This window comes from Ruegeria sp. O4, assembly GCF_056535125.1.
In genome coordinates, this window is record NZ_JBQERO010000023.1 from 1 (window position 1) to 22588 (window position 22588).

32 protein-coding genes and 1 tRNA gene are annotated in these 22588 nt (G+C 61.1%); 11 read left to right on the forward strand and 22 right to left on the reverse strand.

The window, feature by feature from the left end:
• The 10 genes from ACR0J7_RS18125 to ACR0J7_RS18170 form a co-directional block, all read right to left on the reverse strand.
• Nucleotides 1-263: hypothetical protein (locus ACR0J7_RS18125; protein WP_480915181.1), on the reverse strand; the 263-nt coding region annotated here is incomplete at its 3' end.
• Nucleotides 264-459: 196 nt separating this feature from the next.
• Nucleotides 460-1053, reverse strand: coding sequence for a GNAT family N-acetyltransferase (locus ACR0J7_RS18130; RefSeq protein ID WP_480900226.1), 594 nt, complete (start codon nucleotides 1051-1053; stop codon nucleotides 460-462).
• Complete coding sequence (locus ACR0J7_RS18135; RefSeq protein WP_480488382.1) at nucleotides 1046-1444, reverse strand: ketosteroid isomerase-related protein; 399 nt, start codon at nucleotides 1442-1444, stop codon at nucleotides 1046-1048. The genes ACR0J7_RS18130 and ACR0J7_RS18135 overlap by 8 nt, the downstream gene beginning before the upstream one ends.
• Nucleotides 1441-1899, reverse strand: a complete 459-nt coding sequence (locus tag ACR0J7_RS18140; protein ID WP_209505795.1) for an arsenate-mycothiol transferase ArsC — start codon at nucleotides 1897-1899, stop codon at nucleotides 1441-1443. Before ACR0J7_RS18140 ends, ACR0J7_RS18135 begins: the two co-directional genes overlap by 4 nt.
• 3 nt (nucleotides 1900-1902) lie before the next feature.
• A complete protein-coding gene (locus tag ACR0J7_RS18145; protein ID WP_480520976.1) occupies nucleotides 1903-2382 on the reverse strand; it encodes a UPF0262 family protein in 480 nt (159 codons plus the stop codon).
• 98 nt (nucleotides 2383-2480) lie between these two features.
• Nucleotides 2481-3782, reverse strand: coding sequence for a histidinol dehydrogenase (hisD, locus tag ACR0J7_RS18150; protein ID WP_480915184.1), 1302 nt, complete (start codon nucleotides 3780-3782; stop codon nucleotides 2481-2483).
• Nucleotides 3783-3843: 61 nt separating this feature from the next.
• The gene (locus ACR0J7_RS18155; protein WP_480495062.1) at nucleotides 3844-4365 is read right to left on the reverse strand and encodes a GNAT family N-acetyltransferase; all 522 of its coding nucleotides are present in this window, start codon (nucleotides 4363-4365) and stop codon (nucleotides 3844-3846) included.
• Entirely contained in the window at nucleotides 4366-4842 is a 477-nt protein-coding gene (locus ACR0J7_RS18160) for a DUF2948 family protein (protein ID WP_480560300.1), read from the reverse strand.
• The gene (gene murA, locus ACR0J7_RS18165; RefSeq protein WP_480507463.1) at nucleotides 4839-6107 is read right to left on the reverse strand and encodes a UDP-N-acetylglucosamine 1-carboxyvinyltransferase; all 1269 of its coding nucleotides are present in this window, start codon (nucleotides 6105-6107) and stop codon (nucleotides 4839-4841) included. The genes ACR0J7_RS18160 and murA overlap by 4 nt, the downstream gene beginning before the upstream one ends.
• Nucleotides 6108-6113: 6 nt before the next feature.
• On the reverse strand, nucleotides 6114-6269 hold the full coding sequence (locus ACR0J7_RS18170) for a hypothetical protein (protein ID WP_209505784.1): 156 nt from the start codon (nucleotides 6267-6269) through the stop codon (nucleotides 6114-6116).
• An 83-nt stretch (nucleotides 6270-6352) separates the two neighbouring features.
• Between ACR0J7_RS18170 and ACR0J7_RS18175 the strand changes: the two genes are divergently transcribed.
• A tRNA-Thr gene (locus ACR0J7_RS18175) sits at nucleotides 6353-6427 on the forward strand.
• Between the two features lie 270 nt (nucleotides 6428-6697).
• Here the strand turns inward: ACR0J7_RS18175 and ACR0J7_RS18180 are convergent.
• Nucleotides 6698-6961 carry a DUF2312 domain-containing protein gene (locus ACR0J7_RS18180; protein ID WP_209505782.1) on the reverse strand — a complete coding sequence of 88 codons (264 nt, stop codon included), beginning with the start codon at nucleotides 6959-6961 and terminating at the stop codon, nucleotides 6698-6700.
• 17 nt (nucleotides 6962-6978) lie between these two features.
• On the opposite strand from ACR0J7_RS18180, the gene ACR0J7_RS18185 reads away from it, so the two are divergent.
• Both ACR0J7_RS18185 and ACR0J7_RS18190 read left to right on the forward strand, forming a co-directional pair.
• Nucleotides 6979-7215 (forward strand): hypothetical protein, encoded by a 237-nt coding sequence (locus ACR0J7_RS18185; RefSeq protein ID WP_480900230.1) that lies wholly within the window; start codon nucleotides 6979-6981, stop codon nucleotides 7213-7215.
• Nucleotides 7208-7426 (forward strand): hypothetical protein, encoded by a 219-nt coding sequence (locus tag ACR0J7_RS18190; protein WP_209505778.1) that lies wholly within the window; start codon nucleotides 7208-7210, stop codon nucleotides 7424-7426. The genes ACR0J7_RS18185 and ACR0J7_RS18190 overlap by 8 nt, the downstream gene beginning before the upstream one ends.
• Before the next feature lie 9 nt (nucleotides 7427-7435).
• Here the strand turns inward: ACR0J7_RS18190 and ACR0J7_RS18195 are convergent, their stop codons facing one another.
• Nucleotides 7436-7651, reverse strand: coding sequence for a hypothetical protein (locus tag ACR0J7_RS18195; protein ID WP_209505776.1), 216 nt, complete (start codon nucleotides 7649-7651; stop codon nucleotides 7436-7438).
• A gap of 244 nt (nucleotides 7652-7895) precedes the next feature.
• On the opposite strand from ACR0J7_RS18195, the gene ACR0J7_RS18200 reads away from it, so the two are divergent.
• The 4 genes from ACR0J7_RS18200 to ACR0J7_RS18215 are packed head-to-tail and all read left to right on the forward strand — an operon-like array spanning nucleotide 7896 to nucleotide 10097.
• On the forward strand, nucleotides 7896-8759 hold the full coding sequence (locus ACR0J7_RS18200) for an MBL fold metallo-hydrolase (RefSeq protein ID WP_209505774.1): 864 nt from the start codon (nucleotides 7896-7898) through the stop codon (nucleotides 8757-8759).
• Between the two features lie 34 nt (nucleotides 8760-8793).
• Complete coding sequence (locus ACR0J7_RS18205; protein WP_209505772.1) at nucleotides 8794-9222, forward strand: YeeE/YedE family protein; 429 nt, start codon at nucleotides 8794-8796, stop codon at nucleotides 9220-9222.
• Nucleotides 9222-9656 (forward strand): DUF6691 family protein, encoded by a 435-nt coding sequence (locus tag ACR0J7_RS18210; RefSeq protein ID WP_209505770.1) that lies wholly within the window; start codon nucleotides 9222-9224, stop codon nucleotides 9654-9656. The genes ACR0J7_RS18205 and ACR0J7_RS18210 overlap by 1 nt, the downstream gene beginning before the upstream one ends.
• A 9-nt stretch (nucleotides 9657-9665) precedes the next feature.
• Nucleotides 9666-10097 (forward strand): protein tyrosine phosphatase family protein, encoded by a 432-nt coding sequence (locus ACR0J7_RS18215; protein WP_267366616.1) that lies wholly within the window; start codon nucleotides 9666-9668, stop codon nucleotides 10095-10097.
• Between the two features lie 12 nt (nucleotides 10098-10109).
• Here the strand turns inward: ACR0J7_RS18215 and ACR0J7_RS18220 are convergent, their stop codons facing one another.
• The 5 genes from ACR0J7_RS18220 to ACR0J7_RS18240 all read right to left on the reverse strand — a co-directional run bounded on the left by ACR0J7_RS18220 (nucleotide 10110) and on the right by ACR0J7_RS18240 (nucleotide 16010).
• Nucleotides 10110-11198, reverse strand: a complete 1089-nt coding sequence (locus ACR0J7_RS18220; RefSeq protein WP_480495070.1) for a FliM/FliN family flagellar motor C-terminal domain-containing protein — start codon at nucleotides 11196-11198, stop codon at nucleotides 10110-10112.
• 78 nt (nucleotides 11199-11276) lie between these two features.
• Nucleotides 11277-13955, reverse strand: a complete 2679-nt coding sequence (locus tag ACR0J7_RS18225; protein WP_267364699.1) for a sensor histidine kinase — start codon at nucleotides 13953-13955, stop codon at nucleotides 11277-11279.
• A complete protein-coding gene (locus tag ACR0J7_RS18230; RefSeq protein WP_209505761.1) occupies nucleotides 13955-14263 on the reverse strand; it encodes a hypothetical protein in 309 nt (102 codons plus the stop codon). The genes ACR0J7_RS18225 and ACR0J7_RS18230 overlap by 1 nt, the downstream gene beginning before the upstream one ends.
• On the reverse strand, nucleotides 14260-14640 hold the full coding sequence (locus tag ACR0J7_RS18235; protein ID WP_480484506.1) for a response regulator transcription factor: 381 nt from the start codon (nucleotides 14638-14640) through the stop codon (nucleotides 14260-14262). Before ACR0J7_RS18235 ends, ACR0J7_RS18230 begins: the two co-directional genes overlap by 4 nt.
• Nucleotides 14641-14717: 77 nt before the next feature.
• Entirely contained in the window at nucleotides 14718-16010 is a 1293-nt protein-coding gene (locus tag ACR0J7_RS18240) for a helix-turn-helix domain-containing protein (protein ID WP_480915187.1), read from the reverse strand.
• A 209-nt stretch (nucleotides 16011-16219) separates the two neighbouring features.
• On the opposite strand from ACR0J7_RS18240, the gene ACR0J7_RS18245 reads away from it, so the two are divergent.
• The 4 genes from ACR0J7_RS18245 to aat all read left to right on the forward strand — a co-directional run bounded on the left by ACR0J7_RS18245 (nucleotide 16220) and on the right by aat (nucleotide 19451).
• Complete coding sequence (locus ACR0J7_RS18245) at nucleotides 16220-16756, forward strand: LuxR C-terminal-related transcriptional regulator (RefSeq protein WP_209505755.1); 537 nt, start codon at nucleotides 16220-16222, stop codon at nucleotides 16754-16756.
• Nucleotides 16757-16907: 151 nt separating this feature from the next.
• Nucleotides 16908-17402 carry an acetyl-CoA carboxylase biotin carboxyl carrier protein gene (gene accB, locus ACR0J7_RS18250; RefSeq protein WP_480915189.1) on the forward strand — a complete coding sequence of 165 codons (495 nt, stop codon included), beginning with the start codon at nucleotides 16908-16910 and terminating at the stop codon, nucleotides 17400-17402.
• Between the two features lie 9 nt (nucleotides 17403-17411).
• Nucleotides 17412-18761 (forward strand): acetyl-CoA carboxylase biotin carboxylase subunit, encoded by a 1350-nt coding sequence (accC, locus tag ACR0J7_RS18255; RefSeq protein WP_480488403.1) that lies wholly within the window; start codon nucleotides 17412-17414, stop codon nucleotides 18759-18761.
• Between the two features lie 48 nt (nucleotides 18762-18809).
• Nucleotides 18810-19451: a leucyl/phenylalanyl-tRNA--protein transferase gene (gene aat, locus ACR0J7_RS18260; protein WP_480870708.1), complete on the forward strand. Its 642-nt coding sequence runs from the start codon at nucleotides 18810-18812 to the stop codon at nucleotides 19449-19451.
• Here aat and ACR0J7_RS18265 read toward each other — a convergent pair.
• From ACR0J7_RS18265 to clpX, 5 genes are all read right to left on the reverse strand, one after another.
• Nucleotides 19397-19765: a DUF2155 domain-containing protein gene (locus ACR0J7_RS18265; RefSeq protein ID WP_480488407.1), complete on the reverse strand. Its 369-nt coding sequence runs from the start codon at nucleotides 19763-19765 to the stop codon at nucleotides 19397-19399. The genes aat and ACR0J7_RS18265 overlap by 55 nt on opposite strands.
• Nucleotides 19762-20214 carry an outer membrane lipid asymmetry maintenance protein MlaD gene (gene mlaD, locus ACR0J7_RS18270; RefSeq protein WP_480488409.1) on the reverse strand — a complete coding sequence of 151 codons (453 nt, stop codon included), beginning with the start codon at nucleotides 20212-20214 and terminating at the stop codon, nucleotides 19762-19764. Before mlaD ends, ACR0J7_RS18265 begins: the two co-directional genes overlap by 4 nt.
• An 11-nt stretch (nucleotides 20215-20225) precedes the next feature.
• Nucleotides 20226-20609, reverse strand: coding sequence for an NADH:ubiquinone oxidoreductase subunit NDUFA12 (locus ACR0J7_RS18275; protein WP_267364687.1), 384 nt, complete (start codon nucleotides 20607-20609; stop codon nucleotides 20226-20228).
• Nucleotides 20610-20689: 80 nt separating this feature from the next.
• On the reverse strand, nucleotides 20690-21052 hold the full coding sequence (locus ACR0J7_RS18280; RefSeq protein WP_480773892.1) for a RidA family protein: 363 nt from the start codon (nucleotides 21050-21052) through the stop codon (nucleotides 20690-20692).
• A gap of 192 nt (nucleotides 21053-21244) precedes the next feature.
• The gene (gene clpX / locus ACR0J7_RS18285) at nucleotides 21245-22513 is read right to left on the reverse strand and encodes an ATP-dependent Clp protease ATP-binding subunit ClpX (protein ID WP_209505741.1); all 1269 of its coding nucleotides are present in this window, start codon (nucleotides 22511-22513) and stop codon (nucleotides 21245-21247) included.
• Nucleotides 22514-22588 lie beyond the last annotated feature (75 nt).

Sequence of the window (22588 nt, forward strand, 5' to 3'; positions counted from 1 at the left end):
CTCAGCATTGGGCTGGAAAAGCCCCGTCGCATTCGAAAGGAAAGTGGCTTAAACGAGCACTTGGGGCGGCACAAAAACGGGACAGGTCCAGCTTCCGGACCCAATGGGAAAATCATCAATCTGATAATGGTTTCCCTGTCATATTTCTCAGCAAGAATTTCGGCCACCATCTGCTCAAGGGCGTTACTCGGCGCTGCAGGTGTCGGCCATACGTAGTCACCGATTTTTGGCGCAAATGCATCGTGCTCGTCTTCTCTGCTCATGGTTCAAATTAACAAGCCAGGAAAATTTCACAAGCACGGCTCGCAGGTGAATAACCCAACTTTCCAAAGGCCACTCCCTGCGCATTGCTGCCATTTGAGGCAGTCGATTTTGCGAAGGCGGTGAATGTCTGCTGCACGGAACAATCACTTCCGGCAACACACAGAAAAACCCTGCTCCACCTTCCCAACCCGAACCCTACAGATCCCGCATCCAGAACTGCAACGGCTTCAGCGTTTCTCCCTCCTCCCCGATATCCTTCCACGAGAATTGGGCGATTGCGCCGGGTAAGGGCTTGTATCCGCGGGCGCGCCAGAAGGTATCCAGCGGGCGGTAGTGGTCTGGGCGCAGGGGGTGGTCGGTGGGGCGCTGCACGCTGCAAAAGGCGCATTTGGCAAAGCCCAGTTCGCGGGCGTGCCCCTCGCGCGTGTCGAAGAATTTGTGGCCGACGCCCTGCCCGCGATAGTCCGGCAGCAGGACGGATTCAGCGCAATAGAAGATCTGCGACAGGTCCAGCCCGGTGTCTGCGAAGGCCGCGGCGAAATCGTCGGCGTGGTCGGTCAGCGGCGCACCGGTCGAGGCGCCGATCAGGCGGTCGCCATCGAAGGCGCCGACCACGATGGCCTGGTCGCTGTCGCGGTAGGATTGCAGGTATTTGCGTTCGTATTCCAGATCGCCGTCATAGAGATAGGGCCAGGCGTGAAATACCCTGATCCGCAGGCGGGCGACATCATCCAGAGCGGCCCCGAGTGCCGCTCCGGTCAGGGGGCGGACGTCACTGACGTCAGCCATTCGAGACCTGTTTGGTCCAGTCTGCAAGGTTATAGAAAGTGGTGACGCGGGTGATCTTGCCGTCCCTGAGGTCAAAGAACGACCCGGCAGGCAGGCGGTAGGTCTGGCCGTGCGCGTCGGGCAGGCCCTCGTCGGTTTCCAGATAGGTGCCGTTGACGATGAACTCGGCCGCAGCGCGGGTGCCGCCCTGAGCCTCGAACACAACGATGTCGGTCAGGTTTTCGCGGTAGCAGCGGTTCATATGGGCGCAAAAGGCGGCGAACTTGTCCTTGCCGACGCGAATCTGGCCTTCGTTCACGTGATGGGCCACGTCATCGGACAGGCAGGCCAGCATGCCATCGACGTCACCGGCGTTGAAGGCATCGAAATAGGTTTTGACGGTCTGGTTCATGTCCCCTCCGTTGGTTCGCCCCAGCGGTCTTTCAGATGCTGAATGATCTGGTCGCGGGTCTGTCGGTAGTGATGTAGCTTTTGTTCGCGGGTCTCGCCCATCCCGGTAGGGTCCATTATTGGCCAATAATCGACATCGAGGTGAAAAACACGGGTCAGTTCCAGCGCCTGACGCTGGCTGGCGGGTGAAAGCGCCACGACCAGATCGAACGAGCTGAGGTCATCGCCCCATTCCTGCATCTCGTCGAAGGAGCGCGACCGGTGGCGGGACAGTTCCACGCCGACCTCGTGGCAGACCGCGATGCTGAAGCCGTCGATTTCCAGATCGTTATGCACACCGGCGGACTGAACATAGGTGCCGGTGCCATAGAATTTCTTCATCAGCCCCTCGGCCATCGGGGACCGAACCGCGTTGTGGTCGCAACAGAACAGGACCGACTGCGGCAGAGGCTTCACGCGTCAGCCCCCAAAATGCAGAACGCAGATCAGCGTGAACAGGCGGCGGGCGGTGTCGGTGTCGACATCTGCCTTGCCTTCCAGCCGTTCCTGCAAAACACGGCTGCCTTCGTTGTGGATACCCCGGCGGGCCATGTCGATGGTTTCGATCTGGCTGGGTGGCAGCGATTTCACCGCGTCAAAATAGCTTTCGCAGATCTGGAAGTAATCCTTGACCACCTGCCGGAAGGGGCCGAGCGACAGGTGAAACTCGGCCGCTTTTTCGTTGGCCTCGGTTTCAATGTCGAAGACAAGCCGTTTGTCGCGGATCGAAAGCTGGAGGTGATAGGGGCCCTCGGGCACAACGCGGTCGTCGCGTTTGGGCAGCGAGAAGCTGTTTTCTTCCAGCAGATCATAGATGGCGACCTTGCGCTCCTGCTCGATCTCGGGCGTGGGCGGCGGCAGATTTCTATCATCCAGTTCGATATGCGAGATGCGGGTCATCTTTACAGTCACATTCCTTGCGTCAGCACAGACCTATAACAATGATATTCGGCGAGCAACGCACAGAAACGCCATATGCGCCCGGTCTTTGCGTCATTTCAGCCATTCAGGCGGTTCAGGCGCGCGGTGACCGAGAGGCCATGCGCCTCGAGGCTTTCCGATTGCGCCAGCTGTTCGGCAGCAGGGCCGATGGCACGCAGGGCTTCGGGAGTCATCTGACTAAGCGTGGTGCGTTTGAGGAAATCCATCACGCTGAGGCCAGACGAAAACCGTGCCGAGCGGGCGGTGGGCAACACGTGGTTGGGACCGCCGACGTAGTCGCCGATGGCTTCGGGTGTGTACTGACCCAGAAAGATGGCTCCGGCGTGGATGGTTTTTTCGCTCAGCGCGCGCGGGTCGGCCACGCAAAGTTCCAGATGTTCCGGGGCAATGCGGTTGGACAGGGCCGCGGCCTCGTCCAGGTTGCGCACGGTGATCACCGCGCCGTAGTCGCGCCAGCTGACCCCGGCGATGGCGCGGCGTTGCAGGGTTTCCAGCCGTTTTTCGACCGCCTGCGCGACGGATTGGCCGAATGCGGCGTCATCGGTGATCAGGATCGACTGCGCGCTTTCGTCATGCTCGGCCTGGCTGAGCAGGTCCAGCGCGATCCAGTCGGGGTCGTTGTCCTTGTCGGCAATGACCAGAATTTCCGAGGGGCCGGCAATCATGTCGATGCCGACCTTGCCAAAGACGCGCCGCTTGGCGGCGGCGACAAAGGCGTTGCCCGGTCCGGTGATCTTGTCGACCGGCGCGATGGTGTCGGTGCCGTAGGCCAGCGCCGCCACGGCCTGCGCGCCGCCGATGCGATAGACCTCGTCCACACCCGACAGCTGTGCCGCCAGCAGCACCAGCGGGTTCACCTGCCCGTCGGGCGTGGGCACCACGATTGCCAGCCGTTCCACACCGGCCACTTTGGCCGGGATGGCGTTCATCAGCACCGATGACGGGTACGATGCCAGCCCACCCGGCACGTAAAGCCCCGCGGCCGAGACGGCAGACCAGCGCCAGCCGAGTGTTGCGCCCGTTGCATCCGTCCATTCCTGATCCTCGGGCAATTGCCTTTCGTGATAGGCCCGGATACGGGAAGCAGCCAGTTCCAGCGCCGTGCGATCTTCGGCCCCGACCAGCGCCACCGCTTCTGCGATCTCCTGCGCGCTGAAGGCCAGCGTTTCGGGCGTCAGCGTCAGCCGGTCGAATTTGGCCGTCAGTTCGATCACCGCCGCGTCACCCCGGTTGCGTACGTCTTCGATGATCTGCGCCACAACCGCATCCACATCCGGGCTGTCCTCGCGCTTGGCCGAGAGCAGGGTCCGGAAGGCGGGTTCGAAATCGGGCGATGTGGTATCAAGGAAAACGGGCATGATCTGGCACTCCGGGCGTTGCGCATTGGGACATATCGCCCGGAGCGCGCGGCCTCAACCCTCAGCCCACGGGGTGCAGCGATTTGTGCATGGCAAAGCAGGACAGATCCCCGTGGCCGCAGCACCGGCCGGTAGCCTGCCAGCCGTGGCGCAGATAGAAATCCTGCGCGGTTTTTGTTGCCTCAAGCGAGGCTGAGGAACATCCCGCCGCGAGCAGTTCCCGTTCCAGCCGATTCAAAACCGCCGCCCCCAGACCACAGCCCTTATGATCCGGGTCGATGTAAAGCAGAGTGATCTCTCCGGTTTCCAACAAACCGCCTACGGCGGCCACCTGCCCGGCCCGTTCAGCCAGCCAGATCTGCGATCCAGGTTTGATCCAGCCCCGGATCGAGGCCGGGTCCTTGTTATCGGTCCATTGCGCGATGGCCTGCGGGTCACCCTGATGATCGGCCCCGCAGAGCTGCGTGATCGAACGGATCAGAACCCGACTGATGTCGAAAACGTCGAAAACGGTGGCGCGACGCAGAGTGACACCTTCGGGCACCTTCGAAAACGCCTGAGATATGCCGCGCTTGTTTTGCATCTATTCGGGATGATACGGGGCCTGACCGGAGGGGGCCTGATAAGGGCGCGTGACGTCCTTGAGGGTGGCATCCAGCGCCTCGACCGTCAGGCGGATCGCGCCGTCACCGGCCAGCGTCAGCAGGACATGGCCCGCGCCATCCTCGCCGGGTTCGAAAACGACCGACATCAGCGACATGATCATGTCGGTGTCACCGCGATCAATGCCCTGACTGGACACCGAGAGAACCGAACCGAAGACCAGCACCGACTGCACCCGTTCAAACGGGCGGTCGCGGCGGGCGGCGGCATCCTTGTCTTCCCAGCGAAAGCGGTTCAGCAGCAGGCCAAAGCGGCGCTGCGCCGGTTGCCACTTCATCTCGGTCACCGGAAACACGGCATCCTGCGCGAGGGTCGAGATCACCTGAAGGTCATCTGCATCCTCGGCCCCCAGATTAAGCGGCGCCTCGCGCCCGTCTTCAAAACTTGCGTCTGTCATTGGCCCTTGATCCGTTCAATCTTTGCACCCACGCCTTCCAGCTTGCGCACCACATGTTCATATCCGCGGTCCAGATGATAGACCCGGCTGACCGTTGTTTCCCCTTCTGCCGCAAGCCCTGCCAGAATCAGCGAGACCGAAGCCCGCAGGTCAGTCGCCATCACCGGTGCGCCTTTCAGTCGCTCGACGCCGGTCACCGTGGCGGTGCCGCCATGCACCTCGATCTGCGCGCCCATGCGCACCAGTTCGGGGGCGTGCATGAAACGGTTTTCGAAAATGCGTTCTTCGAGAACCGAGGTGCCCTCAGCCGTGCACATCAGCGCCATCATCTGCGCCTGCAAGTCGGTCGGGAAGCCGGGGAAAGGTTCGGTCACCACATCCACCGCGCGCACGCGCCCGTTTTTGCGCGCCACTTTCAGGCCGCCTGCGGTTTCCGAAACGCTGACACCTGCCGCATCCAGTTTGGCCGCAAAGGATTCGACCAGTGACATGCGACCGCCCAGCAGTTCGACCTCGCCACCGCAAATCGCCGGGGCCAGCATATAGGTGCCCAGCTCGATCCGGTCGGTGACAACCTGATGTGTGGCCCCGTGCAGGCGATCGACGCCCTGAATTTCGATGGTCGGGGTACCTTCGCCCGAAATCTGCGCCCCCATCTTGCGCAGGCATTCAACCAGATCGACGATCTCGGGCTCGCGCGCGGCGTTCTTGAGCACCGTGGTGCCCTTGGCCAGCGTGGCGGCCATGACGATATTTTCGGTGGCCCCGACCGAGGCAAAGCGCATCTGATGCACGGCCCCTTTCAGACCACCCGGAGCTTTGGCGTGCAGATAGCCGTCCTTCAGCTCGATCTCGGCGCCCAGCGCCTCGAGCCCTTCGACATGCAGGTCCATCGGACGGGCGCCGATCGCACAACCGCCCGGCAGTGACACAACCGCCTGCCCGAACCGCGCCAGCAAGGGACCCAGCACAAGGTTCGAGGCGCGCATCTTGCGTACGATGTCATAATCGGCGGTCTGGCTGGTCAGGCTGTGGCTGGACATTGCAATCACCTGACCGTCTTGCAACGACGACACCTCGGCCCCCAGCGATTGCAGCAGCGCGGTCATGGTCTTGATGTCGCTTAGCCGCGGCGCATTGGTCAGCGTCAGCGGTTCTTCGCTTAACAATGTTGCGGGCATCAGCGTCAGGCACGCATTCTTGGCCCCCGCAATCGGTATCTGACCGTTCAGCGGGCCGTTGCCCGTTACCAGAATCGAATCCATCTGCTCTTATCCCTCGTCCTTGTCAGGCTTGTCCCCCGCGGCCGCGCGCGCCTTGGCCTGCGCCTTGCGACGCGCCATGTTGGCCTTGAGCGCCGCCTTCAGCCGCGCCTCGCGCGCATCGCCGGGTTTACCTTGTTTTTTGGGTGAATTTTTATCCGTCATGATCTTTCTCTACAGGAGGCGAAAAAAACCGTCCAGACACCCTTGCGCCGCGTTTCGTTTGAGTCTAATCACCCGCCCACAGCGCTGCTGTAGCTCAGAGGTAGAGCACTCCCTTGGTAAGGGAGAGGTCGAGAGTTCAATTCTCTCCAGCAGCACCATCCTTCATATTCCTGCGAAAAAGCGCGCTTTTATCCGGAAGGGTTTGGGTGTTCCGGCGTCTTTGGCTATTGGCGTGTCAGAGACTTTTGTGGTGCGCGTTTGGTTTATGGGCGGTTCGATACAGCCCGGAGGCGTCGAGCGCTGCGCGTGGTAGTACCATGCGCTTGGCAAGGGGAGCCGCTGCGCGCCCGTTGCATCCCCCCGGCCAGCGGCTCTTTCAGGGCATTGAACCCATTCCAGAGCCATAGGTCGTTTCGTGACGGTCGGGCTTAGGTCATGCCCAGCGCTTCTTTGTACATTTCGATGACGGCCTCTTGCTCGGCGATGTCATCCTTGTCCCTTTTTCTGAGCGAAATGATGCTGCGCAGGGCCTTTACGTCATAACCGCGCGACTTGCTTTCAGCGTAGACCTCTTTGATCTGGTCGGCGATGTCTTTCTTTTCCATCTCAAGGCGCTCGATACGTTCCACAAACTGGCGCAGCTCGCCCGCGGTGACCTTGTAATTTGCTTCTGCTTCTTCAGACATGCTCATCTTTTTTGTTCCCGGTTATGGACCTGCAACCAGAAGAGGTCAGCCTGCGGCTGGCGGTGAACGGCGGTGGCCCGATCAACGGGAGCACCTTCGAAACACGCCTGCCCCAGAGGCTGAAACCCTGGTGTGGAATGCCGGATACAGTGCTGCCGCCCGGGTCGCAAGCACCCAATGGGCTGGCGCACTTGTATGACCCCAACCGATCCGTTAAGCGCGTGATCAGGTCACGAGGATATGCGGGGAACCATGTTTGAATTCATCACCTGGGGCGGTGCAGCCCTGTCTGTGGCCGGGCTTGCCGGTCTGGTCTGGTGCATTCTTCGCGTGATGCGGGCGCGCAAGGCCGGTCTGTCGGATGACGAGCTGCGCGCGGTGGTTCAGGGGGTCTTGCCCTGGAACCTGGCCTCGCTGTTTCTGTCGGTGCTTGGATTGATGCTGGTCATCCTCGGGATTTCCCTTGGATGACCATCCGGTTCACACCGGCAAGTTATCAAACTGCGCTTCAATCGCATCTTCGCACAAGGCCGCATCCAGACGACGCAGGCGCGAAGGCACCTCCATCCCCTGCTGCCGCATCCGGTCAACAATCTTACTCACACTCGGCTGAAGCGCCAAACGCGTTTCCAGACCCGCGTTCACAAGCTTACGTTCAAGCTGCTCGGCTTCGGAATAAAGACCAGTCGGTGTCATAACTATCCTCCCAAGTGGCGCCAGTATCCCCAATATACGTAACGGGATTACGACCCGCAGATAATATCGTAGCCTTGTGCGGGAAATTGCCTGCCATGGTCGAAGTTTCGGCAATCTGACGCGGATAGGTTAAAGATTAAGCCAGAATTACAGCGGTTGCTTTGACCGGCATCAAATTCAGGTTCGATATTGCATCACATTCCAATTCACATATATGATATGCGAGACCGAAACGGAGAAGATCATGACACCGAAAGTGAAAGCGTTTTTTGACGAGCAGACCTTTACGGTTTCCTACGTGGTTCATGAACCTCAGGGACGGGCCTGTGCCATCATCGACAGCGTACTGGATTTCGACCATGCCTCGGGGCGGACGTCGACAACCTCGGCGGACAAGATCATCGATTTTGTGCGCGCGCAGGACCTTAAGGTCGAGTGGATTCTGGAAAGCCATGTCCATGCCGACCACCTGTCGGCGGCCCCCTATCTGCAACAGGAGCTGGGCGGCAAGATCGGGATTGGCGATCAGATCGTCACCGTGCAGGACACGTTCGGCAAGGTTTTCAACGAAGGAACCGAGTTTCAGCGCGATGGCAGCCAGTTTGATGCGCTGTTCAAGGAAGGCGACAGTTTTCACATCGGCCAGATGCGGGGCGACGTGCTGCACACCCCCGGCCACACACCGGCCTGCATGACCTATGTGATTGGCGATGCGGCATTTGTTGGTGACACGCTGTTCATGCCCGATTTCGGCACGGCGCGCTGCGATTTTCCCGGAGGATCGTCGGCCACACTGTTCCAGTCGATCCAGAAGATTCTGTCGCTGCCGGACAATACCCGCATCTATGTCGGGCATGATTACAAGGCACCGGGCCGCGACGAATACGCGTGGGAGACAACGGTGGGTGAGCAGAAGGCGCTGAACGTCCATATCGGACAGGGGCGCAGCATCGAAGACTTCGTGGAAATGCGCGACGCGCGGGACGCCACGCTGGCTATGCCGCGCCTGATCCTGCCGTCTTTGCAGGTCAACATGCGGGCCGGTCAGATGCCCCCGGCGGATGAACAGGGCGATGTTTTCCTGAAACTGCCGGTCAACAAGCTGTGACGCGGGCACAACAAATCACAAAGGGAATTCCCACATGAATATTGAGTGGATCTGGGGGCTGTGCGGCGGTCTGGTGATCGGTCTGGCCGGGGCGGTCTACCTGCTGGGCAATGGCCGGATCATGGGCGCAAGCGGCATTCTGGGCGGCCTTGTCGATGGCAGTGCCAAGGGGAGCATGGCCGAAAAGCTGGCCTTTATTGCGGGACTTGTCGGAATGCCCGTTCTTCTGCACCCGTTGATCGCGCCCGAGGCCCAGACGCATCTTACCAGCAATCTGGGCGTTGTCATTCTGGCCGGGCTGCTGGTCGGTATCGGTACACGGATCGCCAACGGCTGCACCTCGGGGCACGGGGTGTGCGGTATCTCTCGGTTCTCGCTACGCGGCATCGTGGCCACCGTTTTCTATATCCTTGCCGGGGGCGTCACCCTTGTGCTGCTGCGTCATGTGATGGGAGTGATCTGATGCGTCTTATCATTGCGTTGATTGCCGGGTCACTGTTCGGCGCCGGGTTGCTGATTTCGGGCATGACAGACACCACAAAAGTTCAGGGCTGGCTGGATGTGTTTGGCAACTGGGACCCGACGCTGGCCTTTGTGATGGGCGGTGCCATTCTGCCGATGCTTGTGGCATGGCGGATGACAACAGGTCGCCAAAACGCCTTGACCGGCGGAGCCTTTCCACCCCCTGCCAAGCCCGAGGTTGATCGCAGGCTGATCGTGGGTTCGGTTCTGTTCGGGATGGGCTGGGGATTGGCCGGACTGTGCCCCGGACCGGCGATGGCCTCGCTGAGCTATGGCGGGCTGGGCGGGCTGGTCTTTCTGGTTGCAATGGCGGCCGGGATGTTCGTGGCACCACCGCTGGGCGCGCAACTGGACAGGGCGGCAAACGCGGCCTAAGGAATTGGCATGGAGATTCGTCAGATTACCCCCCGCTATGCTGTCTCGCCGCAGATCACGGTCGAGGATGTTCCGGCCATCGCCGAGGCTGGCTTTGCCAAGGTGATCTGCAACCGGCCCAATGCCGAAGTTCCCCCGGCCATGCAATCCGACGCGATCGGCGAAGCGGTGCGGGCCGCCGGTATGGAATATGAGGTGCTGGAGCTGACCCACCAGACGATGACGCCTGAGAACGTGAAGCGGCAGCGCGACATGGCGGAAAACGGCAGTGGTCCTGTTCTGGCCTATTGCGCCTCGGGCACGAGGTGTTCGGTGGTTTGGGCGTTGGGCCAGTGCGACCACATGAGCACGGACGACATCCTGAGTGCGACCGGCAAAGCCGGGTATCAGCTGGACAATCTGCGCCCCATGCTGGACCAGATCCGCGGCACTGGCGGCTGAGTGCCCCTCAACCTAGCTGGTGGACTCCGGGGGTGCCAACCCCGCCAGTTGCGTGATTTCAGCGACCATCCGTTCGGAATCGTTCACGATCAGATCGCTATCTGTCAGATCTGACACCCCGGCCGGGACGGTCTGGGCGTACGCATCATGCTCAGCTGGTTCAACCGGATAATCCTGCGGCGGTGTTCCACTTTTGCTGGCGATGAAGTCCTGCGCGTCAGCGCCGGTCAGGGCCGGCAGTGCAGCGGTTTCATTCAGCCGCACGGCCCGCAGGCCGCCGCATTGCCCAAGGCGACCGATACCGGCGCGTGTCCGGTCAATCGTCAGAACCTCGGTCCGGTCCAGACGCGCCCCGCGCAACGGCAGAATGTCCCCGATCCGCATTCCGGACAGGTCGGACAGCGGCAGCGACATGCGGCACAGCGCGGCGGTCAGTTCCGCCCGCATCACGCCTGAACACTGCTCCATACGCAGATCAACCTTTTCCCCGGCATCTTCGGCCACGTCCGGGACGGCAGGATGTTCCGGCAGAAAGACCGAGATGCGGCCCTGCTGCTCTCCGTTCGCGAGATCGACGGTCAGTTCGAAAATGCGATACGCTTCTTCCGTCATCGCCAGCGACAGGGTGCGCAAATCCTTGGCGCGCGAGGTAAATTCCAGCCCTTCAAGGCAAATCTGATCGCTTGAGGCGTCGAACAAAGCGGCGGAACCGGTCAACGCGGCTTCGATCAAGGGGGCCACGATGGCGGCGTCGGTATCAGTAAACGTGCGTGCGCCGGGATCACCGGACAGGACCTGACCAATGGTCTGGGCCTGAACAATGGCCGAGACCGCATTCGGGTTGAGACAGGTCGCGGCGCGGCCTTCGGGGCCGTCAAACACCAACAGCAGCCAATCCTGTCCTGCGGCGTCCCCCGGCACCTCCTGCGACTGGTTGGATTGCTTTGCCCCGATAACCGCCAGCGGCAGGTTCAGCCGGTCGCCCGCCGCCCGGGCGAACCCAAGGCGCAGCGCCCGCAGAACCGAGCGTGGGCGATCCCCCAGATCCTTTTGCCCAACGGACAGTTTGCGCGCCAACGCGGCATTGACATCTTGTGACATGACGCCCGATCACCAATTGTTCCAGCACCTGGCAACCGGTTTACACCCTCGGGCGTTACCAAGTCCTTTATGGTCGCTTCACTGCGCCGCCTGCTGATAGGCCTGTGGCAGGCTGATCCGGAAGGCCGCGCCGCCCTGCCCCGGCAGATAGGTAATCTCACCCCCCAGCCGCTGCATGATTTCGCGGCAGATGGCCAGACCAAGCCCCGCTCCGCCAGCCTTGTCGCCGCCCACGCGGGCAAATTTCTCAAACACCATCGAACGCGCGCCCGGTGGGATGCCGCTGCCATTGTCGATGAAGTCGACGATGACCCGCCCGCCGACATCATGGGCGGAAATGACCAGCACCGGATCGTCCGCATCGCAATATTTCTGCGCGTTCGAGATCAGGTTGATGAACACCTGCCCCAACCGATCCAGATCCGTATGCAGGAAAATACGCTCGGCCGTGCGGGTCCGGCGGACGGTGATCTTTCGGTCCGCCCCGGCCAGAGCGCTGGGCACGGCGCGGTCCAGAACCGAGCGCAGGCTGTCATCGCTGAGATTAAGGCTGACCTGCCCGTTTTCAAGCACGCTCAGATCCAGCAGATCATCGAGCAGCCGGGTCAGGCGCAGGGCTTCGTCATGAATGATCGCGGCATAGCGGGTCTGCTCCTGGCGGCTGAGGCCATCGGTGTCGCGCATGATTTCCGAAAACGCCCGGATCGAGGTCATCGGCGTGCGCAATTCATGACTGACCTGACTCAGAAAGCTGTCCTTCTGTTCGGAAATCTGGGTGAGCTTGGCGTTAGCCTCGCGCAGCTGGCGTGCGGTTCGGCTGAGTTCAGAGGACTTTTCCTCGAGCTGGCCGGAGTATTCCAGCAACTGCGCGGATTCGTCGGCCACGGCCAGCAGATCCTCGACCGAGACCGACGATCCGCCCACGATCTGGCCGATCATCGCATGGGCCATGGCCGCGCCGACCGAGCCGCTGAGCTCGCGTTCCAGACGGTTGAGAAAGCCCGGCGTCGGTTCCGGCAGGTGCGAACGGCCACCCTGTTTTTGCGCCTCGGCCTGAAAGAATTCCTGTGTGGGGCCGGTGCCCAGAATGCGCTGCGTCATGATCATCAGGTCTTCGCTTTGCGCCACTGACCCGGACCAACCGCGCGGCGCGACCGAGTGATCAAAGACGTTGACGAACTGCGCCCCTTGCAACCGCTCCAACGGGCTAGGAAAGCTGAGCAGGGACGCGACGCAGAAAGCAAGCGTGTTCAGGGACAAGGACCACATCACCGTATGCACCATCGGATCGATCCCCTCGATCCCGAACAGGGCATGAGGGCGCAGCCAGCCAAGGCCGAACAAGCCGTTTTGCAGCACGGTTTCGGGCATCCACGCGCCGCCCATTCCCGGCAGCAGCAGGGTGTATATCCACAGCACAAAGCCAACGGTCAGCCCGACCAGCGCCCCGGTCCGGGTCGCCCTGCGCCAGAACAGCCCCCCAACCAGCGCCGGCAGAATCTGCGAGATACCGGCAAAGGCGATCAACCCGATCGAGGCCAGCGCCGCACCGCCCCCGGACAGCCGGTAGTAGAAAAAGCCCAGCGCGATGATGGCGGCAATGGAAACTCGGCGTGCCATCAGGACAATGTTACGCACATCGCCCGATACCGAGCCGGTGCCTTCCTGCGTGTTCAGCCAGATGGGCATGACCACATGGTTCGACACCATTGTCGACAGGGCCATCGCACTGACGATGACCATCGAGGTTGCCGAGGAAAACCCGCCGATGAAGGACAGCATTGCCAGCCAGTCATTGCCCTGGGACAGCGGCACGGTCAGAACGAACAGGTCGGGGTTGGCGCCCTGGGGCAGCAGGTCCAGTCCGACCACGGCGATGGGCACGACAAACAGGCTCATGAACAGCAGGTAGAGCGGGAAAGCCCAGGCAGCGGTTCTGAGATGGCCTTCGTCATCGTTTTCCACCACCATCACCTGAAACATCCGGGGAAGGCAGATAAAGGCGGCGGCCGACAGAAAGATGAACGTCGTCCAGCGCCCGGCATCGACGTTCCACTGGCCGATTTCCGAGGCGTCGATCCGGTCCATCATCGGGCCAATTCCACCCGCGATCCCCCACACCACGAAAACGCCCACGGCGATCAGCGCAAACAGTTTGACAACGGCCTCGACCGCGATGGCCGTGACCACGCCATGGTGACGTTCGTTCACGTCCAGATTGCGGGTGCCGAACAGGATGGCAAACACGGCCAGTCCAGCCGCGACCCAGAACACGCTGGACCCTTCGCGATAGAGGCCTGACGGGTCAGCCTCGGCAAAGATCGAGAATGACAGGGTAATGGATTGCAGTTGCAGCGCGATATAGGGCGTGCCGCCCAGCACCGCCAGAATGGTCACGCAGACCGCCAGCGTATTCGACTTTCCATACCGGGACGACAGCAGGTCGGCGATCGAGGTGACCCGCTGGCTGCGCCCGACGCGCACCAGCTTGCGCAGCCCCCACCACCAGCCGACCATCACCAGCGTCGGACCGAGGTAGATGGTGACAAATTCCAGCCCCGACCGCGCGGCGTTGCCCACCGCGCCATAAAATGTCCAGGCGGTGCAATAGATCGACAGGGACAGCGTGTAGATCACGGGTGAACGCAACCATTTGCCGCGCCCGGCCGCAGCCATGCGATCCGCGGCGAAGGCCACTGCGAACAGGAACACGACATAGGCAAGGCAAACCAGAATCAGAACGTTTATGGTGGCCATCACTCAGCGCCCGTGTCCGATCCCTCGCGCGCGGCCATGCGGCGGGCGGCCAGCCCAAAGACAAACCCGGCCAGGATCAGCGCGCCCCAGCAGAGGAATATGTAATACATCGCCGAAGACAGGGGCACCGCCGCATCCCCGCCGGACGGGTCTGGCCACAGCAACGGAAGGGCCAGCAGCGCCGCACCCAGAAAGGGCAAAATCCGGGCGGCATCCGTCAACCTGTGACGACGATAGCTTTGTCGTTCCAGAAAAAGCGAGGGGCGTGTGCCCGGTGGTTTGGTCTTGTTGCCCTCGCCGGACATCATAAGCGCGTCGCCTGCGCGTGAAGGTCACGCACGGCTGTCAGAACTTCGGCATTGGAAAACGGTTTGGTCATGAAGCGGCTGACGCCTGCGTTTTCGGCCATTTCCCGGTCGCGCGACTGACCCCGTGCGGTCAGCATCAGAACCGGCAAGCCTGCCAGTTCCTCCATTTTTCTGAGTTCCCGCAGGATATCCATACCGTTCTTGCCCGGCAGCATGACATCCAGAATGACCAGATCGGGCTGCGCCCCCTGGATCACCTGAACCGCATCCGTTCCATCGCCATGCGTTTCGACCTGCCATCCCTCGCGCGACAGCAGGAACCGGATAGCCTCGGCGATGTTCGGTTCGTCCTCAATCAGCAGAACCTTTCGGCTCATATGTTCAGTTCCTCCCATAACCGGTCTTCCATCCCGAGACCGGTTCCCGCCAGATTAAGCGGTCTGTCATGAACGTGTCAAAAACCTTCGCTCAAAATCGACGGCTCGCGCCGGGACTTGCAATCGCGGTTTGGGCAGACACGGCAATTTGGCCCGACCTGAGTGACCGGCACCCCGTCTGACGGGTCCCTGACCGGGCGCACCACCATGACCGAGCGATAGGCCGGGTCCTGATCGTATCCCGACACCGCATGCGGCCAGGCATAAGCGACGCATTCGAACACGGCCGAGGACCTTCCGGTCAGGACGACCTGCTTGCGCACCGGCACCAGCGGACGGCTGAGGGCCGTGAACAGCGGCCAGAGCGGGCAGACATCGCCGTGTCGGGGCAAGGTAAACCCCTGAATCGGCTTGAGAAACAGGATACTTCCGGACGCGTCGCACAGTACCATGCCGACCGGTTGTGACAGGATACCATCTGGCAGAAAGGCCAGGCGCCTGAGGACGGTGGCAAAATCAACCGAGAACCGCTGCGCCAGTTCGATGGGGTTCGGATCACCCTGCTGAACAACCGCTTTGACGGCCTCCAGCGGCAGCGCCTGCGCGTCTGCGCGATAGATCCTGAGAACTTCGCGCGCAACGGTGCGCGCCGCCGAGGTATTGAGCCCGCTCAGGTCAACCGCGTCCACATCACCCCCGTCTTCCAGTTCGGAAATCGTGTAGGCGCGGGCTTCAAAGAAGGCTTCGACCTCTTCCAGGGGAACGGCACGCGGATCAACCGCCGAGTCGCTTTCGTCGAGGAAGGTCACCAGCGCCTTGGAACTGCCTGCCAGCCGTTCGGCATCCTGATGCAGGTTCTTGTGGAAACGCTCGCGCCATTCGGCCTCGATATCTTGGGTATCCGCAAGGATCGCGGCGGTCGAGCGTATGGCTGCGGCGGTTGACAGAACCTCGTGCATCGACGCGGCCAGTTGCGGGTCGTGCGTAAGGCGGTCGGACAGGGTTTCGACGTTCCGCTCCAAAGACACGACACGGCGATGCATTTGCGCCAGAACACCGGCCCAGCCGGGAAAACGCCCGGCGAACTCCTCGAGCCCGTCAACCTCGGCCTTCTGCCCGACCGCATCCTCGGCCGCCTCGCGCAGGGCGGAAACCAGAGTTGCCTCGATCCCCTGTGTCAGGACCGAAGGTTCAACGCCCAGCGCCGCCGCGATATCGACCAGCAATTTGCCCCCGATCCTGCGGCGATTGTGTTCGATCAGGTTCAAATAAGACGCCGATACTCCGGCCTGCCGCGCCAGTTCGGCCTGCCGCAGCCCGGCAATCTGCCGTCTTTCGCGAATGCGACTGCCTGTCAACGTGTCGCGCATGCTTACTTTCCCTGAATTCAGACCCGTCGAATTTCACGCTCGTTTTCAGATTATAGCATCTTTTTCCGCAGGTTAATCATTTCTTTTCAGCTGACATTTACAACTTTCACAAACTGGCGCAGACCACAGCATCGGTTTCGGGCGTCAATCTGGCGCAAGACATCGCATCCCCCCTTCATTTTCGCGCGCTTTCCCGGCACCATACACGCATGAGCGACCCCGCCTTTGAATATGCGCCGATCGGGCTTGTTGAGCTGGAAAACCGGATCATCCGGCGCTGCAACCTGCAATTTGCCCGCACCTTTGGCGGAGAAGAGAACGACTATCGCAACATGCCGCTGTTGCACCTTTACCCTTCGGTCGCGGATTGGGAGAGGATTGGCGAACGCAGCCTGCAGGTGATGCGCGGCACCGGATATTACACGGATGAGCGCGTCATGCGCCGCCGCAGCGGCGACCTGTTCTGGTGCCGCGCCCGGGGCCGGTCACTGACGCCCGACGACCCGTTCCGCCACGGTATCTGGAGCTTTTCCGACATATCCGAGGAACGACCGCTGGTTGAACTGACCATCCGTGAACGCGAAGTGGCCATCCTGTCCTGCCGCGGCCTGTCGGCCAAGGAAATCGGAGCAGAGCTGGGCCTGAGTTACCGCACAATCGAGGCTTACCGCGCCCGTTTGCTTGAAAAATTCGGCGCACGAAAGCTGTCTGAACTGGTCGCCAAATTATCGGGGATGCCCCTGTGACCCGTCCGACCCTTTAAATTACGCGTGAAACGCATGCCAGATGGTGCGAGTCGGCGCTTTTCATGCACCGCCGCTTAGCCTATAACCCTGCGTAATTTGATCAGAGCCCGCAAGAAACAGACGGGCCAAAGGGGAACCGTCGAGGATACTCATGACAGACACCAAACACGAAGCGGATGTGGCATTCATCAAGGCTCTGGCCGAATTGCTGCGCGAAAACGATCTGACCGAATTGCAGGTCAAACGCGAATATGGCGAAGAAGACAGCCTGAACGTGCGCGTCAGCCGTATGACACAGACCGTGGCCGCTCCGGTTCAGGTGGCCGTCCCTGCGGCAGCGCCCGCCCCAGTTGCGGCACCGGCTGCAGCCCCCGCGGCGGCCCCTGCAGCCGCCGAAGATCCGGCCAGCCATCCGGGCGCTGTCACCTCGCCCATGGTGGGCACGGTCTATATGCAGCCGGAACCTGGCGCGCCCGCTTTCATTTCCGTCGGTGCGGCAGTGTCCGAAGGCGACACGCTGCTGATTGTCGAAGCGATGAAGACCATGAACCACATCCACGCCCCCAAATCGGGCACCATCAAGCGCGTGCTGGTGGGCGATGGCGACGCTGTTGAGTTCGGCACCCCTCTGGTCATCATCGAGTAAGGCGGGCCCATGTTCGACAAGATCCTGATTGCCAACCGAGGCGAGATCGCCCTGCGCGTCATCCGCGCCGCGCGCGAGATGGGGATAAAAACGGTTGCCGTCCATTCCACCGCCGACAGCGACGCGATGCATGTGCGCATGGCGGACGAATCGGTCTGCATCGGCCCCCCGCCCAGCCCGCAAAGCTATCTGTCGGTGCCTGCGATCATTTCGGCCTGTGAGATCACCGGCGCGCAGGCAATCCATCCCGGCTACGGCTTTTTGTCCGAAAACGCCGAGTTCGTGCAGATCGTCGAAGATCATGGCATCACGTTCATTGGCCCCACCGCGGAACATATCCGCGTCATGGGCGACAAGATCACCGCCAAGGACACGATGAAGGCGCTGGGTGTGCCTTGCGTTCCCGGTTCGGACGGTGGCGTTCCCACGCTGGCCGACGCCAAGCGCATCGGTGAGGAATTCGGCTATCCCGTCATCATCAAGGCCACGGCTGGCGGCGGTGGGCGCGGCATGAAAGTCGCGATGAACGCGAACGAGATGGAAAGCGCCTTCATGACTGCGCGCGCCGAAGGCAAGGCCGCCTTTGGCAATGACGAGGTCTATATCGAGAAATATCTGACCACGCCGCGCCATATCGAGATTCAGGTGTTTGGCGACGGCAAGGGCAATGCGGTGCATTTGGGCGAACGTGACTGTTCACTGCAACGCCGTCACCAGAAAGTCTTTGAAGAGGCCCCCGGCCCCTGCATCACCGCCGAAGAGCGCGCCCGGATCGGCAAGATCTGCGCCGACGCGGTGGCCAAGATCAACTATATCGGCGCAGGCACCATCGAGTTCCTGTATGAAAAGGGCGAGTTCTATTTCATCGAGATGAACACCCGCCTGCAGGTGGAACACCCTGTCACCGAAGGAATTTTCGGCGTCGATCTGGTGCGCGAGCAAATTTTGGTCGCAGCGGGTGAACCGATGTCATTCGGTCAGGACGATCTGAAGATCAACGGTCACGCCATCGAGGTTCGGATCAACGCAGAAAAGCTACCGAATTTTTCGCCCTGCCCCGGCAAGATCACGGCCTATCACGCGCCGGGCGGTCTGGGCGTGCGGATGGATTCGGCGCTTTATGACGGCTATTCGATCCCGCCCTATTACGACTCGCTGATTGGCAAGCTGATCGTGCAGGGCCGCGACCGGGCCGAGGCGCTGGCGCGTCTTCAACGCGCGCTGGGAGAGTTGATCGTCGACGGTATCGACACCACCGTGCCCCTGTTCCACGCCCTGTTGCAGGAGCCCGATCTGCACAGCGGCGAGTACAACATCCACTGGCTGGAGCGCTGGCTTGCGGAGAACATGGAAAAATAAGGGCCAAGTGCCAGAGGGCCCGCGCCCTCTGGTCGCCCTATCAACGGCATGAGCCTGACCCCAGAACTGCTGCTGCACGGGTATTCCATCGGTATTTTCCCGATGGCCGAACACCGCGACGATCCTGAACTGTTCTGGGTTGATCCCAAGTTTCGCGGGATATTTCCGCTGGACGGGTTCCACATTTCGCGCAGCCTTGCGCGCCGCATCCGGAACTGCGGGTTCGAGATTTCAATCAATCGGGATTTCTCCGGCGTTGTTGATGGGTGCGCTGACCGGTCCGACACCTGGATCAACGCGGAACTGCACGCCCTTTATCGCCAGCTGCACCAATCGGGTCATGCGCATTCACTGGAAGTCTGGGACGGAGCGGCGCTGGTGGGCGGCGTTTATGGCGTGACGCTGGGGGCCGCGTTCTTTGGCGAAAGCATGTTTTCGCGCCGCACGGATGCCTCGAAAATCGCGCTCGCCTATCTTGTGGACCGGTTGCGGCAAACCGGCTTTCACCTGTTTGACACGCAGTTCCTGACCGCGCATCTGGCATCCCTTGGGGCGATCGAAATCCCGCGTGGGGCTTACAAGAAAGAACTGGAAGAAGCCCTGAACCAGAGCGCCTATTTTGCTGCGCCGATCACTCAGTCCGCAGAAGGCGTGATACAACGGATGACCCAAACGTCATACCGCGCGTGATCCAGCGCATTCAGCGCCGGAGAAGTCGCGATCATCCAACCGTCAAACAGCTGATCCGCTTTGCCCGTTTCCCAAATGGTCAGATAGGCGAAGGCATCGCCTGTCGGGTTATCCACCGGATACCGGCAATCCCCCAGCGCCACATCCAGCCCGAACACAGCTTCGGTTTGACCTGTCTGCAATTCGATATCAACCGTCTGGCCACTGACTTTGTCGAGCCCGCGCAGCATGGCGCCGGGGCCAGAGTTGACTTTCTGCTGCGCGGCGGCGCCGGTTCCAGCCAGCAACAGGGCAATCAGGGCGGCGCGCATCATTCGCCGCCATCTCCGGCTACGAACTTGACCAGCAGCGAGATTAGGCTGACCGCACCCTGGGTATCCTGAATCTCGTCTCCGGGTTCAAAAAAGAAGGGCGAACCGCCAGGCATGACTTCGACAAAGTTTCCACCCAACAGCCCTTCGGACGAGATCACGATGGCGCTGTCATCGGGTACAAGAACGCCTTCGGCAACAGAGAATGTCGTGTCGGCACGATAGGTGTCCGGGTTCAGCTTGACCCCGGTAACGGTGCCGATTTTCACACCGGCAAGACGGACATCCGTGCCGACGCCGACCCCTTCCAGCGACCGGAACGAGGCGCCCAGCTCATAGCCCGCAGCACCTTGCGACAGGCCGGTTGATTGGCTGGCATAAACGCCAAACGCGATGGCACCGGCCAAAACGACGCCTCCGACAAGAACTTCGGTCCAGTTATGGGTCGACATCTTCGCCTCGTTTATTCCGGGCTCCAGGCCTCGTAATCCCTGCGCTCAACCGGCTTGGCCCGCCGCAGCGACCCGGCAGGCGCATAGGCCAGCGCCGTACCTGTCAGGTTCTCCTGATGCGGTTTTTCCCAGGCTTTGTGCGGCAGTGGTTTGTCGGTCGGGGGTTCGTCCCAGGTGCGGTGCAACCAGCCGTGCCATTCGGGGTCAACCCGGCTGGCTTCGGCCTCGCCATTGAAAATCACCCAGCGCCTGCTGTCGTCGGCGGTGCGATAAAACACATTGCCTTCATTGTCTTCGCCCACTTTCACACCCTTGCGCGCCGTATAAAGCTGCGTGTTCAGTGTTGACCCGTTCCACCAGGTCACGGCTCGTAAAAGACTGTTCAGGATTCCCATCGGCTGCCTCCGGCATTTCGGTCGAGAGAAGGTATGGACCAAAGGCTCGCCAAGGTCCAGTGCCCCTTGGGCTTCCAGTGTTACTGCGGCAGGATGGCGGTCACTTCGATCTCGATCCGGTACTTCGGATCAATCAAACCGCATTCGATCATCGTCGCAGCCGGTGGATTGGCGCCAAACGTCTCGGCCAGAACCGGCCAGCACTGCGCGAACTCATTGCGGTCCGGCAACATGTAGGTGACCCGAACCACATCTTCAAAACCCGCGCCCGCCTCAGCCAGTGCCTTGCCGATGACATCCAGCGCAGACCGGCATTGCGCCACCACGCCCTCGCCCTGCCCGACGGTCCCGGCGACATGAACCCAGCCGCCCGCAACCACTGCACGGCAATAGCCGACTTTCGCCTCAAACTCACCGCCCGAAGAAATGCGCTTCACTGTCATAACCCGTCACCTTTGTTGTTCGAAAACTTGCTTAAGCTCCCGCCGCCTGATTGCGCATGCCTTCGCGTGCGAGCGACGGATCCCCAGCTTCATCTGGCTATAAATATCCCGGGGGAGATGCCCGAAGGGCAGCGGGGGCAGAGCCCCCTGAACCTGTTCAACTGAAGTCCCGCCGCCGCGAAATGACCGGCCTCAACCCGCCGAGGCCGATTCCTTGGCCGCATCGGCATAGATGAACAGCGGCTGCGCGTCGGACATCACCGCCTCTTCGTTCACCACAACTTCGCTGACATTTTTCATGCCCGGCAGTTCGAACATGGTGTCCAGCAGGATATCCTCGAGAATTGACCGCAGGCCGCGCGCACCGGTTTTGCGCTCGATGGCTTTCTTGGCAATCGCCTTCAGCGCGTCATCGGTAAAGCCCAACTCAACATCTTCCAACTCGAACAGGCGCTGGTATTGCTTGACCAGGGCGTTCTTCGGCTTGGTCAGGATGGTGACCAGTGCTTCCTCGTCCAAATCCTCCAGCGTTGCCAGAACCGGCAGACGACCGACGAATTCGGGGATCAGGCCAAATTTCAGCAGATCTTCAGGTTCCAGATCCTTGAAGATCTCGCCCACGCCGCGCTCGTCATTGTCACGCACATCGGCGCCAAAACCCATGGCCGAGCCCTTGCCGCGTTGTGCAATGATCCTGTCCAGACCCGCAAAAGCGCCGCCACAGATGAACAGGATGTTCGTGGTGTCCACCTGCAGGAATTCCTGCTGCGGGTGTTTGCGGCCGCCCTGCGGCGGAACGCTGGCCACGGTGCCTTCCATCAGTTTCAGCAGCGCCTGCTGTACGCCTTCACCGGACACGTCGCGCGTGATCGACGGGTTCTCGGATTTGCGGGTGATCTTGTCGACCTCGTCGATATAGACGATGCCGCGCTGCGCGCGTTCGACATTGTATTCGCTGGCCTGCAACAGCTTGAGAATGATGTTTTCCACATCCTCGCCCACGTAACCGGCTTCGGTCAGCGTGGTGGCATCGGCCATGGTAAAGGGAACATCCAGTATCCGGGCCAGCGTCTGCGCAAGCAGCGTCTTGCCACAGCCGGTGGGGCCGATCAGCAGGATATTGGACTTCGCCAGTTCTATATCATTGCCCGCTTTCTGGGCGTGGTTCAGACGTTTGTAGTGGTTGTGGACCGCGACCGACAGGACGCGTTTTGCGGTGGCTTGACCGATCACATAATCGTCCAGCACCTCACAGATATCCTTGGGCGTCGGAACGCCGTCCGAAGATTTCAGCCCGCTGGCCTTTGTCTCTTCGCGGATGATGTCCATGCAAAGTTCGACACATTCATCACAGATGAAAACGGTCGGGCCTGCGATCAGCTTGCGCACCTCATGCTGGCTTTTGCCGCAGAAGCTGCAGTAGAGCGTGTTTTTCCCGTCACCGCCTGAATTCGTCGCCATGATCTACCTTTCGGGCCTCATCCCAGCACCCCCGGCGGGAATGCGTTTTCGCCTGTTCGTGCAGCTTAGGCCAGC

Bases quoted from the DNA above. Each gene is read 5' to 3' on its own strand.
- ACR0J7_RS18225 (WP_267364699.1), bottom strand. From the start codon at position 13,955: ATGGCCACCATAAACGTTCTGATTCTGGTTTGCCTTGCCTATGTCGTG.
- ACR0J7_RS18215 (WP_267366616.1), top strand. From the start codon at position 9,666: ATGGAGATTCGTCAGATTACCCCCCGCTATGCTGTCTCGCCGCAGATC.
- ACR0J7_RS18135 (WP_480488382.1), bottom strand. From the start codon at position 1,444: ATGAACCAGACCGTCAAAACCTATTTCGATGCCTTCAACGCCGGTGAC.
- mlaD (WP_480488409.1), bottom strand. From the start codon at position 20,214: ATGTCGACCCATAACTGGACCGAAGTTCTTGTCGGAGGCGTCGTTTTG.
- murA (WP_480507463.1), bottom strand. From the start codon at position 6,107: ATGGATTCGATTCTGGTAACGGGCAACGGCCCGCTGAACGGTCAGATA.
- ACR0J7_RS18170 (WP_209505784.1), bottom strand. From the start codon at position 6,269: ATGACGGATAAAAATTCACCCAAAAAACAAGGTAAACCCGGCGATGCG.
- ACR0J7_RS18280 (WP_480773892.1), bottom strand. From the start codon at position 21,052: ATGACAGTGAAGCGCATTTCTTCGGGCGGTGAGTTTGAGGCGAAAGTC.
- ACR0J7_RS18265 (WP_480488407.1), bottom strand. From the start codon at position 19,765: ATGATGCGCGCCGCCCTGATTGCCCTGTTGCTGGCTGGAACCGGCGCC.
- hisD (WP_480915184.1), bottom strand. From the start codon at position 3,782: ATGCCCGTTTTCCTTGATACCACATCGCCCGATTTCGAACCCGCCTTC.
- ACR0J7_RS18220 (WP_480495070.1), bottom strand. From the start codon at position 11,198: ATGTCACAAGATGTCAATGCCGCGTTGGCGCGCAAACTGTCCGTTGGG.
- ACR0J7_RS18145 (WP_480520976.1), bottom strand. From the start codon at position 2,382: ATGACCCGCATCTCGCATATCGAACTGGATGATAGAAATCTGCCGCCG.
- ACR0J7_RS18155 (WP_480495062.1), bottom strand. From the start codon at position 4,365: ATGCAAAACAAGCGCGGCATATCTCAGGCGTTTTCGAAGGTGCCCGAA.
- aat (WP_480870708.1), top strand. From the start codon at position 18,810: ATGAGCCTGACCCCAGAACTGCTGCTGCACGGGTATTCCATCGGTATT.
- clpX (WP_209505741.1), bottom strand. From the start codon at position 22,513: ATGGCGACGAATTCAGGCGGTGACGGGAAAAACACGCTCTACTGCAGC.
- ACR0J7_RS18245 (WP_209505755.1), top strand. From the start codon at position 16,220: ATGAGCGACCCCGCCTTTGAATATGCGCCGATCGGGCTTGTTGAGCTG.
- ACR0J7_RS18195 (WP_209505776.1), bottom strand. From the start codon at position 7,651: ATGACACCGACTGGTCTTTATTCCGAAGCCGAGCAGCTTGAACGTAAG.
- ACR0J7_RS18275 (WP_267364687.1), bottom strand. From the start codon at position 20,609: ATGGGAATCCTGAACAGTCTTTTACGAGCCGTGACCTGGTGGAACGGG.
- ACR0J7_RS18200 (WP_209505774.1), top strand. From the start codon at position 7,896: ATGACACCGAAAGTGAAAGCGTTTTTTGACGAGCAGACCTTTACGGTT.
- ACR0J7_RS18240 (WP_480915187.1), bottom strand. From the start codon at position 16,010: ATGCGCGACACGTTGACAGGCAGTCGCATTCGCGAAAGACGGCAGATT.
- ACR0J7_RS18230 (WP_209505761.1), bottom strand. From the start codon at position 14,263: ATGATGTCCGGCGAGGGCAACAAGACCAAACCACCGGGCACACGCCCC.
- ACR0J7_RS18210 (WP_209505770.1), top strand. From the start codon at position 9,222: ATGCGTCTTATCATTGCGTTGATTGCCGGGTCACTGTTCGGCGCCGGG.
- accC (WP_480488403.1), top strand. From the start codon at position 17,412: ATGTTCGACAAGATCCTGATTGCCAACCGAGGCGAGATCGCCCTGCGC.
- ACR0J7_RS18160 (WP_480560300.1), bottom strand. From the start codon at position 4,842: ATGACAGACGCAAGTTTTGAAGACGGGCGCGAGGCGCCGCTTAATCTG.
- accB (WP_480915189.1), top strand. From the start codon at position 16,908: ATGACAGACACCAAACACGAAGCGGATGTGGCATTCATCAAGGCTCTG.
- ACR0J7_RS18235 (WP_480484506.1), bottom strand. From the start codon at position 14,640: ATGAGCCGAAAGGTTCTGCTGATTGAGGACGAACCGAACATCGCCGAG.
- ACR0J7_RS18130 (WP_480900226.1), bottom strand. From the start codon at position 1,053: ATGGCTGACGTCAGTGACGTCCGCCCCCTGACCGGAGCGGCACTCGGG.
- ACR0J7_RS18190 (WP_209505778.1), top strand. From the start codon at position 7,208: ATGTTTGAATTCATCACCTGGGGCGGTGCAGCCCTGTCTGTGGCCGGG.
- ACR0J7_RS18185 (WP_480900230.1), top strand. From the start codon at position 6,979: ATGGACCTGCAACCAGAAGAGGTCAGCCTGCGGCTGGCGGTGAACGGC.
- ACR0J7_RS18180 (WP_209505782.1), bottom strand. From the start codon at position 6,961: ATGAGCATGTCTGAAGAAGCAGAAGCAAATTACAAGGTCACCGCGGGC.
- ACR0J7_RS18205 (WP_209505772.1), top strand. From the start codon at position 8,794: ATGAATATTGAGTGGATCTGGGGGCTGTGCGGCGGTCTGGTGATCGGT.